General features: G+C 71.3%; 8 protein-coding genes and 1 pseudogene. 4 read left to right on the forward strand and 5 right to left on the reverse strand.

All coding sequences use genetic code 11. The annotated features are described in order from the left end of the window. Positions 1-259: pseudogene (locus tag ACTB72_RS17345) on the reverse strand (hypothetical protein); the annotation flags it as partial. Beyond that, a complete protein-coding gene (locus tag ACTB72_RS17350) occupies positions 256-915 on the reverse strand; it encodes a tetratricopeptide repeat protein (protein ID WP_463038265.1) in 660 nt (219 codons plus the stop codon). The pseudogene ACTB72_RS17345 and the gene ACTB72_RS17350, both read right to left, overlap by 4 nt. A 395-nt stretch (positions 916-1,310) precedes the next feature. Between ACTB72_RS17350 and ACTB72_RS17355 the strand changes: the two genes are divergently transcribed. The 3 genes from ACTB72_RS17355 (at position 1,311) to ACTB72_RS17365 (ending at position 6,650) form a co-directional block, all read left to right on the forward strand. Then, positions 1,311-2,450 carry an efflux RND transporter periplasmic adaptor subunit gene (locus tag ACTB72_RS17355; protein ID WP_463038266.1) on the forward strand — a complete coding sequence of 380 codons (1,140 nt, stop codon included), beginning with the start codon at positions 1,311-1,313 and terminating at the stop codon, positions 2,448-2,450. 69 nt (positions 2,451-2,519) lie between these two features. Next, positions 2,520-6,005, forward strand: coding sequence for an efflux RND transporter permease subunit (locus tag ACTB72_RS17360; protein WP_463038267.1), 3,486 nt, complete (start codon positions 2,520-2,522; stop codon positions 6,003-6,005). A gap of 126 nt (positions 6,006-6,131) precedes the next feature. Next, the gene (locus ACTB72_RS17365) at positions 6,132-6,650 is read left to right on the forward strand and encodes a VPLPA-CTERM sorting domain-containing protein (RefSeq protein ID WP_463038268.1); all 519 of its coding nucleotides are present in this window, start codon (positions 6,132-6,134) and stop codon (positions 6,648-6,650) included. Between the two features lie 43 nt (positions 6,651-6,693). Here the strand turns inward: ACTB72_RS17365 and ACTB72_RS17370 are convergent, their stop codons facing one another. Both ACTB72_RS17370 and ACTB72_RS17375 read right to left on the reverse strand, forming a co-directional pair. Further along, entirely contained in the window at positions 6,694-8,505 is a 1,812-nt protein-coding gene (locus ACTB72_RS17370) for an ABCB family ABC transporter ATP-binding protein/permease (protein WP_463038271.1), read from the reverse strand. A 232-nt stretch (positions 8,506-8,737) separates the two neighbouring features. After that, positions 8,738-9,988: an Ig-like domain-containing protein gene (locus ACTB72_RS17375; RefSeq protein WP_463038269.1), complete on the reverse strand. Its 1,251-nt coding sequence runs from the start codon at positions 9,986-9,988 to the stop codon at positions 8,738-8,740. A 173-nt stretch (positions 9,989-10,161) separates the two neighbouring features. Here ACTB72_RS17375 and ACTB72_RS17380 point away from each other — a divergent pair, with 173 nt between their 5' ends. Continuing rightward, positions 10,162-10,722 (forward strand): LOG family protein, encoded by a 561-nt coding sequence (locus ACTB72_RS17380; protein ID WP_463038270.1) that lies wholly within the window; start codon positions 10,162-10,164, stop codon positions 10,720-10,722. 93 nt (positions 10,723-10,815) lie between these two features. On the opposite strand, the gene ACTB72_RS17385 is transcribed toward ACTB72_RS17380, so the two are convergent. Next, positions 10,816-10,962 (reverse strand): Fe-Mn family superoxide dismutase (locus ACTB72_RS17385; protein WP_463038272.1); only part of this gene is annotated, 147 nt, incomplete at its 5' end.

The raw sequence follows: 10,962 nt of genomic DNA on the forward strand, positions 1-10,962 counted from the left end.
CGAGATGGCCGCCGGCATGGGCCGAGCCGCCGCCGACCTGCGGCCAGTCGGCCCGGGCCTCGGCCGCAGGGACCGCGCGGATCTCCGCCGTCGCCGCGCCGCCGGCCTGGACCGCGGGGCGGATGGCGATGCGCTCTCCCGGCAGAATGGGGTCGTCGTCGGCGCAGCCGGCCAGCAGCGCGGCCAGCGCGAGCGAGACGAGCCCCAGAACCCGCGGACGGATCAGGGCGCGCGGCGGGGCGAAGCGGGTCCGGCTCATTTCGCGTCCCCGTCCAGAAGGGTCATGAACTGCTCGAGCCGCTGGCGCAGGCCGGGGCTCAGCATCTGGTCGTCGAGCGCCGCCTGCGCGTCCTCGCGGGCGCCGGCCCTGTCGCCCGCCTCCAGCCGCGCCACGGCCCGACGCTCCAGCGCCATCACCCGGAACGGCGACTCAGGCCCGACATGGGCGCTCAGCGCATCGACCCGCGCCTGCGGCTCCATGCCCGGCGCGCGCAGCATCACCGCCCGGAAGCCGGCGAGCGCGCGATAGACCGGATCGGCGGCGCCGTCGCTCTCCACCGCTTCGTAAAGCTCGGCGGCGGCTTCGGTCTCGCCGGCTTCGGCCAGCGCCGAGGCCTGGGAGAGCCGCGCCACCAGCGCGGCGCCTGGGGCCCCGGCCGCGGCCTCGGCGATGCCGCCGAATTCCGCGGCGCGGGCGGAGGCGTCGGCCTCTTCGCCCGCCCGGATCAGCTCCGACCCGATCCGACGCGCCTCGACGCTCTGCCGCTGGTCGTACCAGGTCGCGGCGCCCGCCGCCGCCACCAGCGCCACCAGGCCGCCGATGACCCAGGGGGCGCCGCGCTTCCAGGCGCGCAGCATGCGGTCGCGACGCAGTTCCTCGGAGACCTCGTCGATGAAGCTGTCCCTGTCGGTCACGCGCGGCTCCTTGCCTTGACTGCGGTCATGCTCGCCTCCTCCCGACCCGGGGCCGGCCCCGGTTTCGCGCCCCGCGGTCGTCGCTTTCGCGCAACGTCCGCGGGACAAGCCGAGGCCACGGCGCCGAAAGTCGCCGCATCCCAGCGAAAATCAGCGTATCCGGCGACCGGGTCCGCGTCGGGCTGCGTATACTGTTCGTCCGGGGGCGGCGCAAGGTTGCGCCCCGGTCAGGACGGCGCCATGTGGATTGCGCCTGCCCCAAGCGTTAATATGGCGGCGCCCGGTTTCGCCCAGGCGCCGCGCGTCGTCGCCCGCCGCCTGACGCGCGCCCGCAAGGCAGGCCCCTGCGCCCGGTCCCCTTCCGGACGCCCGCAACGAATGAGCTGGGAGGCTCCATGCGACTGATCCCGATGCTGATGGCCCTCGCGGTGATCGTCGGACTCTATCTGTGGATCGCGCCCGGCGAGGGCGAGACCGCGCAGGCCGCCGCCCAGACCGGTCCCGCCCAGACCGGATCCACCTCGACCGGATCCGCCCTGCCCGACGCTTCCGCCCCCGACGCCCCGGCCGACGACCCGGCCGCGCGGCCGGTCCGGGTCGTGGCCTTCCATTCCAGGGCCCAGGACGTCCGCTCCGCCATCGTGATGCGCGGGCGCACCGAAGCGCACAAGCTGGTCGACGTCCGGGTCCAGACCTCCGGCCTGGTCGACTCCGAACCGCTGCGCGCCGGCGCGGAGGTCAAGGCCGGCGACCCGCTCTGCCAGCTCGACCCCGGCACGCGCGAAGCGCAGCTGGCCGAGACCCAGGCCCGTCTCGCCCAGGCCGAGGCCGACGCCGCCGCCGCCGACACCCTCGCCGAGCGCGGCCTCGCCGCCGAGAACACCGCCAAGGCCCGCCGCGCCAGCCTGTCCGCCGCGCAAGCCGCCCTGCGCCAGGTGCAGCTGGATATCGAACGCCTCACCGTCTCCGCCCCCTTCGACGGGGTGCTGGAAACCGACGCGGCCGAGCTCGGGGCCCTGCTCTCGACCGGAGAGATCTGCGCGCGGGTCATCTCGCTCGATCCCATCGACATCGTTGGCTTCGTGCCCGAAGCCGATGTCGACAAGGTGAAGGAGGGTCAGGCCGCCTTCGCCCGCCTGATCTCGGGGCGCGAGGTGGCCGGCACGGTCAGCTTCGTCTCCCGCTCCGCCGACGACGTCACCCGGACCTTCAAGGTTCAGATCGCCGTCGCCAACCCGGACGGCGACATCCGCGACGGCCTCACCGCCGACATCGCCATCCCGATGCCCGCCGATCGCGGCCATTTCGCCCCGCAATCGGCGCTGACCCTGAACGACGAGGGCGAGCTCGGCATCCGCGCGGTCGAGGACGGCGTCGCCCGCTTCCACCGTGTGAAGATCCTGCGCGAGGAGGAAGGCGGCCTCTGGCTCACCGGCCTGCCCGAGGAGACCGCGATCATCTATGTCGGCCAGGAATACACCTCCGACGGCCGCCCCGTGACGCCCACCTGGGAGCCCTGGAAAGGGCTGCCCTGACGACCGCCCCAATCCCAATCCCCACGCCATCCCCGACCCCATCATGAGCGCCAGAACCGGAACACCCGCATGACCGGATTGATCGACTGGGCCGCCGCGCGCGCCCGCATGATCTTCGCTTTCATCGTCATGACGGTGGCGGCCGGCGCCTTCGCCTATGTCGGCCTGCCCAAGGAGGGCGAGCCCGACATCGACATCCCCATGGTCTTCGTCTCCGCACCCTTCCCCGGCATCAGCGCCGAGGACAGCGAACGCCTGATGGTCAAGCCGCTGGAGCAGGAGCTCAGGGACATCGACGGTCTCGACGAGATGACCGCCTTCGCCAACGAGGGCTATGCCGGCGTCCTGCTCAAGTTCGAATTCGGCTGGGACAAGCAGGCGACCCTCGCCCAGGTGCGCGAGGCGGTCGACCGCGCCAAATCCAAGTTCCCCGAGGGGGACGAGGAGCCCGAGGTCAACGAATTCAATTTCTCCGAATTCCCGATCCTGGTGGTGTCGCTGTCCGGCGACGTCCCCGAACGCACGCTGCTGCGTTATTCCAAGGACCTTCAGGACCGGATCGAGGCGCTGACCCCGATTCTCGAGGCCGGCCTCGCCGGACACCGCGACGAGATGCTCGAAGTCATCGTCGACCCCGTCAAACTCGAAGCCTACGACATCACCGCGCAGGAACTGCTGTCGGTGGTGGTCAACAACAACCGCCTGGTCGCCGCCGGCTCGATCGAAAGCGGCTCGGGCCAGTTCGCCCTGAAGCTGCCGGGCAGTTTCGAGTCCGCGGCCGACGTCTACCGCCTGCCGGTCAAGGTCAACGGCGACCGGGTCGTGACCATGTCCGACATCGCCGACATCCGCCTGACCTTCGAGGACGCCAAGGGCACCGCGCGCTTCAACGGCAAGCCCACCATCGCGCTCCAGATCGTGAAGCGCAAAGGCGAGCCGGTGATCGACACGGTCAACCTGGTCAAGGCCGCCGTGGCCGAGGAGCTCGCCGGCTGGCCCGAGCCGCTGCGCGACGCGGTCGAGGTCAGCTTTTCCATGGACGAGTCGACCCAGGTCGAGGGCATGGTCTCCCAGCTCGAAAGCTCGGTGCTGACCGCCATCGCGCTGGTGATGATCGTGGTGCTGGGCTCGCTCGGCATCCGCTCGGCGCTGCTGGTCGGCTTCGCGATTCCGACGTCGTTCCTGCTGACCTTCTCGCTGCTCGCCGTCTTCGACATGTCGATCACCAACATCGTGATGTTCGGCCTGATCCTCGCCGTGGGCATGCTGGTCGACGGGGCGATCGTGGTGGTGGAATACGCCGATCAGCGCATTTCGGAGGGCGAGGGCCCGATGCGCGCCTATGTGGAGGCGGCCAAGCGCATGTTCTGGCCGGTGGTCTCCTCCACCGCCACCACGCTCTGCGCCTTCCTGCCCATGCTGTTCTGGCCGGGCATCCCGGGACAGTTCATGGGCAACCTGCCGGTCACGCTGATCTTCGTGCTGTCCGCCTCCCTCGTCGTGGCGCTGGTCTACCTGCCGGTGGTCGGCGGCGTCGCCGGACGCCTGACCCGCGGCCTCGACCGCGCCTCCGTCGCCCTGCAGACGCGTCTGCCCCGCGCGGTCCGGGCGCTGCTCTTCGTCGTCCTGGCGCTCGCCACCGCCGCCGCCGCCTATGCGGTCATCCAGCCCCCCGTTCCGCAGATCCGCATCCCGGCCGCGGCGGCGCTGGTCGCGCTGTGGCTGATCCTCGCCATCGTCTCCGGCTCGTTCCGCGCCCACGGCCTCGCGGCGCCGGGCAAGGCCGGCTACCGCCGCACCCCCTTCGGCCACGCCATCAAGTTCCTGACCGGCAACCCGGTGATGCCCTTCGTCGCCATCGCCGTGGCGCTCGCCGCCGTCTACGGCGCCTTCGCCTGGTATGGAACCGCCGGCAAGGGCGTCGAATTCTTCGTGAAGACCGAGCCCGAGCGCGCCGTCGCCTATGTCCGCGCCCGCGGCAACCTTTCGCTCCAGGAACGCGACCGCCTGCTGCAGGACGTCGAGACCATCGTCATCGGCATCGACGGCGTGGAATCGGTCTTCGCCTTCGCCGGCGAGGGCGGGCTGAACCAGCGCGGCTCCAACGCCCCCAAGGACTCGGTCGGGCGCATCCAGATCGAGCTCGCCCCCTGGGGCACGCGGGCCAACGGCGACGTGATCCTGGCCGAGATCGAGGAGAAGATCGCCGCCTATCCCGGCGTGATCTCCGAAATCGCCCAGGCCCAGGAAGGCCCTCAGCAGGGCAAGCCGATCCAGCTGCGCCTGCGCGGCGAGAACTGGCAGCAGCTGCTCGACGCCGCCGCCGTCGTCCGCGCCAGGTTCGACGCGATGGACGGGCTGGCCGAGGTCGAGGACACCCGCCCCCTGCCCGGCATCGACTGGGAGCTCGACGTCGACGTCGCCCGCGCCGGGCGTTTCGGCGCCGATGTCAGCCAGATCGGGCCGATGGTCTCCATGGTCACCCGCGGCGTGCTGCTCGACACCATGCGCCCCGACGGCTCGGACGAGGAGATCGACATCCGCGTCCGCTATCCCGCCGAGGACCGGGTGATCTCGACCTTGGACGACATGCGGATCCGCACCTCCAAAGGCCTGATCCCGCTGTCGAATTTCGTCACCCGCTCCCCGGCGCACAAGCTCGGCGAGATCAACCGGGTGGACGGGGAGCGCTTCTTCGACATCAAGGCCGACGTGCGCGACGGGGTGAACGCCAACGACCGCATCGCCGAGATCCGCAGCTGGCTGGAGGCGGAGACCCCGATCCCCGACGGCATCGACTGGGCCTTCGTCGGCGATCAGGAGGAGCAGGAGGAAAGCGAGCAATTCCTGATGAAGGCCTTCGCCGGCGCGCTGGGGCTGATGTTCGTGATCCTGCTGGCGCAGTTCAACTCGGTCTACAACTCGGTGCTGGTGCTGACCGCGGTGGTGATGTCCGTCGCCGGCGTGCTGGTCGGCATGATCGTGATGGACCAGACCTTCTCCATCATCATGACCGGCACCGGCATCGTGGCGCTGGCCGGCATCGTGGTGAACAACAACATCGTGCTGATCGACACCTATCAGGAGTTCAGCAAGCAGATGCCGCGCTTGGAAGCCATCGTGCGCACCGCCGAGCAGCGCATCCGCCCGGTGCTGCTGACCACGATAACCACCATGGCCGGCCTCGCGCCGATGATGTTCGGGATCTCCGTCGACTTCATCGGCGGCGGCTATTCCATCGACGCGCCGACCGCGCTCTGGTGGAAGCAGCTCGCCACCGCCGTGGTGTTCGGGCTGGGCACCGCGACGGTGCTGACGCTGGTCGTGACGCCGGCCGCGCTCGCCGCCCGGGTCTGGATCGGCGCCGGAGCCGCCCGCATCGCCGCCCGCTCCCGCGACGCCCGCGCCCTGACCGGCCTGCGCCGCCGCGCCGGCCGGCTCGCCCCCGCCGCCCTGCTGTGGCGGTCGGAGCCTGCGCCGACCGACCCGGACCGCGACCTCGCTTCGGACCCGACCACGAACCTCTTCGCGCCCCTTCCTCGCGCCGCCGAATAGGGGGCGCAGGACCGGCTTCGGGCTCATACGCGACGCATTGTGAATAGGCTGGACAAGCGCGCCGGGTTTCCTCCACAAACAGGCTCCGCCTGCACAAGGCCGCTTTTCGCTAGGAACCTGCGGTTGATGTCTCGCTTGCCTCTGTTCGCCGCCGTTGCGGCATTCGCCCTCTCCGGCGGCGCCGCCTCCGCCACGCCCTACATGCTCAGCTACGAGGATCTCGAAGGAAACCTCTACGCCGCGTCGCTGAGCGCCGATCTGAATGGCGACGGCAACACGCTCGAAAACATCGTCGCCTTCAGCTTCATGATCAACGGCGACAGCTTCGACGCGGAGATCTTCGGCGCTCTCTCGGATATTTTCGGCGGCTCCGGAAACGACGCGGCGTTGACGCTCGACGGCAGCTTCGTGGATTTCATCGTCGCGACGGCCGATGCCACGACGGGCTTCGGCATGGGGCCGGATGACCTGAGCGACGGAGTCGCCTTCGCCTCCAGCATCCCTGGCTCGTCGGGGCTCTTCAGCGCCGAGCGCTATCAGCTGACCGAGGCGACCTCCGCCGTGCCGCTGCCCGCCGCTCTGCCGCTGGCCATCGCAGGCCTGGGCGCGCTGGGCGTCGTCGGCCGTCGCCGCCGCGCCGCCTGACGGGTGAGCGGGCGGCCGGGATGAACCGTCCCGGCCGGCCCCCTCAGACCGCTGCCGGCTCGTCGCTTTCCTGCTGCCGGGCCCATAGCTGCGCATAGCGCCCGCCGCGGGCCAGCAGTTCGGCATGGCCGCCGCTCTCGACCACCTCGCCCCCCTCCAGCACCACGATCCGGTCGGCGTCGATCACCGTCGACAGCCGGTGCGCCACCACCAGCGTGGTCCGCCCCGCGCCCAGCCGGCGCAGGCTCTCCTGGATCTCGCGCTCGGTGTCGGTGTCGAGCGCGGAGGTCGCCTCGTCCAGCACCAGCACCGCCGGGTTCTTCAGCATCGCCCGCGCGATGGCGACCCGCTGCTTCTCGCCCCCCGACAGCTTCAGCCCCCGCTCGCCCACCACGGTTTCGTAGCCCTGCGGCAGGCTCTCGATGAAATCGTGGATGCGCGCCGACCGCGCCGCCGCCTCGATCTCGGCCTGGGCGGCGCCGTCGCGGCCGTAGCCGATGTTGTAGCCGATGGTGTCATTGAACAGCACCGTGTCCTGCGGCACCACGCCGATGGCCTTGCGCAGGCTGACTTGCGTGACGTCGCGCACGTCCTGCCCGTCGATGGTCACCGCACCGCCCTGCACGTCGTAGAACCGGAACAGCAGCCGGCCGAGCGTCGATTTCCCCGAGCCCGTCGCGCCGACCACCGCCACCGTCTCCCCGCCCTCCGCCACCAGGGTCACGCCCTTGAGGATCTGGCGGTCAGGCTCGTAGGCGAAGCGGATGTCGTCGAAGACCACCCGCCCCGGCCCGGTCTTCAGCGGCCCTGCGCCCGGCCGGTCCGCCACTTCGGGCGGCTGGTCGAGCAGGTCGAACATCTCCTGCATGTCGACCAGCGCCTGCCGGATCTCCCGATAGACGGTCCCCAGAAAACCCAGCGGCATGGTGATCTGGATGATGAAGGCGTTGACCATCACGAAGTCGCCGACGCTGAGCGCGCCAGATTGCACGCCTTGCGCGGCCATGATCATCACCGCCACCAGCCCGACCGCGATCACCGCCGCCTGGCCGCCGTTGAGGAAGGCGAGCGAGTTGGCGGTCTTCACCGCCGCGTCCTCGTAATTGGCCATCGAGCGGTCGTAGCGCTCGACCTCCCGCGTCTCCGCCCCGAAATACTTCACCGTCTCGAAGTTGATCAGGCTGTCCACCGCCTTCTGGTTGGCGTCCTGATCCTCCTGGTTCATGATCCGGCGGATCTTCACCCGCCATTCGGTGACCGAGAAGGTGAACCACACATAGAACACGATCATCGCCACCACGACGACGAAGTAACGCCAATCGAATTCGACGAGGAAGATCCCTGCCACCAGCGCCAGTTCGAGGAAGAGCGGGAACAGGCTGAACAGCAGGAAGCGCAGCAGGAAGTCGACCGCCTTGACCCCTCGGTCGATCACCCGGCTGAGCGATCCGGTCTGGCGCTGGATGTGGTAGCGCATCGAGAGCGCGTGCACATGCCCGATGGCCGCCCGCGCCAGCCCCCTCAGCGCCCGCTGGCCGACCCGCGCGAAGGCCACGTCGCGCAGCTGCTGGAACCCGGCGCCGAGCAGCCGCGCCCCGCCATAGGCGACCACCAGCCCCACCGGCCCGGCGATCATCGCGAAGCCGGTCAGCGCGCCGTCGTCCGCCCCGGTCCCGGGGGCGAGCGCATCGACCACGGCCTTGTAGAGAAACGGCGTCAGCACCGTCAGCGCCTTGGCCAGCGCCAGCATGGCCAGCGCCGCGACGACCCGGCGCTTGGCCCAGCCCTCGCCCTCGGGCCAGAGCCAGGGGGCCACGCGCGCCACGATCCGGTAGTCGCCCCGCGCGCCTTTCATCGTATCGGCGGCGCCCCTGGGCGGGGTGGAGATGCGGCGCATCGTTGCTCCTTCTCGGGGAGGGGACGGAAAGGCGGCGTGCGCGCGGCGCACATGCGGCGAAGCGGCCGCCTGGAGGCATATAAGGCGTCCGGCCGCCCGCGTCTTCCCCCAGGCCCCGGCGACGCGGGGTCGCTCCTCGGCGGCCGGATCTACGCCGGGATGCGGATCGGGGGCGGGATCGCGCCGCCCCTCAGCGGGCGGGCGCGGCCGCGTCGGGCAGGTCGAAAACCTGGCCGGGATAAATCAGGTCGGGGTCGCGGATCCGGTCCCGGTTGGCCTCGTAGATCAGGGTGAAGCTTGGTCCGGCGCCGTAGCGCGCCCGCGCGATCCGCCAAAGGTTCTGGCCCGGCTGCACCACCACCTGCCCGGCTTCCAGCGCCTGGGTCACGGCGTCGGGCGCCTCGCGCTGGAACGGGGATTCGACGCGGCTCGACACCTCGCCGCGGTCGTCGATCTCGTCCACCCGCAGCACATAGCGCCCGGCCTGGTTCAGCGCCGCCAGCCGCGCCCGCCAGCCGCCGTCGGCGTCGATGGTCACGTCCGCCTGCCGGGCGCCGTCGGCATAGACCCGTGCGGTGCGCGCGGGCGCGCCCCGTCCCGTCAGCAGCACGTCGCCCGCCGGGCTGTAGGTCACCGAGTCGAGCGTGACCCCGCGCGCCGGCCCCAAAGCCGAGGGGTCGAGCAGCGTGACCGCGCCGTCCGCCGCCGTGCGCAGCAGCAGGGGCGCATCGGTCGCGGGCGCGTCCGGCGAGGTCGCGGCCGGGATCTCGGCCTTCGCGGCCGGCGCGTCGGCGGGGGGGGCGGGCGTGGCGGCGATTTCGGAGGTTTCGCCCGCCTGCCCCGCCGCCCGCGGCAGGATCAGCACCGTCTCCGCCGACATCAGCGGCTCGGGCGCTTCGGGCGTGCGAGAGCCCGTTCCTGCGGGGCCCGTCCCTGCGGATTGCGGGGCCGCCCCGTCCGCCGCGCTCAGGCTCAGCGACTGGGCGTCGGCCGAGGGCGGCGTGTCGGCGAAGGCCACGAACTGGCCGGCGCGGTCGGCCACCGCCTCCGCCACCGGCTGCCCGTCGAGCAGCACGGTCACCCGCGCCCCGGGCTCGGCCCGCCCCGCGATCAGCGCCGAGCCGTCGGGCTCCACCCGCACCACGTCGAAACGGGGGGCGACCGGGGCCAGCGGATCGACCTTGGCCGCCTCCGCCCCCCCGGGCGCGCCGGGCGCGGGCGCGGGTTCGGGCGCGGCCAACGTGATGGTGCGGCCCTTCTCCACCTGCGCCGGCGTCAGCATCACCGCCTCCGGCAGCGCGGTGGCGGGGGCGGGCGCATCGGAGGCGGTCAGCGCCGTGTCGATCCCGCCCGGCTCCGTGGGCCGCATCAGCCAGCCGACCGCGCCGGCCGCCGCGACCGCCGCCAGCGCCCCGAGCGCGATGTTCCGTCCGCTGGCCATGGTTTGATTTTCTCTTGTCACGCCAATCCGTTTGGCGGAACAACATGCGCCTCAAAGCCCGCAGACGCAATTCATGGCGATTTCATGTCCCCCGATCCGGGGCGCGGTGTCGCGTCAGCGCCGCAGCCCCCGTCCGCGCCGTCCCCCCGCCGTTCAACCGCAGGAGCCCCGCCATGACCCGCCTCGCCCGCTTTTCCGCCTGCGTCTACTGCGGCTCCCGCGACGGCGCCCGCCCGGTCTACGCCCAGGCCGCGGCGATGGTGGGCGAGGGGCTGGCGCGGCGCGGCGTCCGCCTGGTCTACGGCGCCGGCGACGTCGGCCTGATGGGCCAGGTCGCCCGCGCCGCCCAGAAGGCCGGCGGCGAGACCTTCGGGGTCATCCCCCGCCACCTCGAAACCCGCGAGATCGGCAAGCAGGACCTCACCACCTATGTGGTCACCGAGACCATGCATGAGCGCAAGAAGGTGATGCTGATGAACGCCGACGTGGTGGTCTGCCTGCCCGGCGGGGCCGGCTCGCTGGACGAGCTGTTCGAGGCGCTCACCTGGCGCCAGCTCGGCCTTCACGAAAAGCCGGTATTCCTGCTCAACACCGACGGCTTCTGGGACCCGCTGCTCGCGCTCATCGACCACATGGTGACCGAGGGCTTTTGCGCCAAGGACTTTCCCGGCTTTCTTCAGGTGGAGCGGGAGCCCCTCGCCCTGCTCGACCGGATCGAGTCCCTGCGGCCCTGACCGCACCCCGCGCGCGTGAAAAAGCCCCGGCCGACCGGCCGGGGCTTCGCTGTCTCGACGGAGATCGCGCCGGGCCTCGGCCCGGCCGCCGCCTCACATGCGCGAGGCGACGTTCTCCCAGTTCACCAGCTTGTCGAGGAAGTTGCCGATGTAGACCGGACGCTTGTTGCGGAAGTCGATGTAGTAGGAATGCTCCCACACGTCGCAGCCCAGCAGCGCGGTCTGGCCGAAGCAGAGCGG

It is taken from the genome of Albimonas sp., assembly GCF_055129145.1.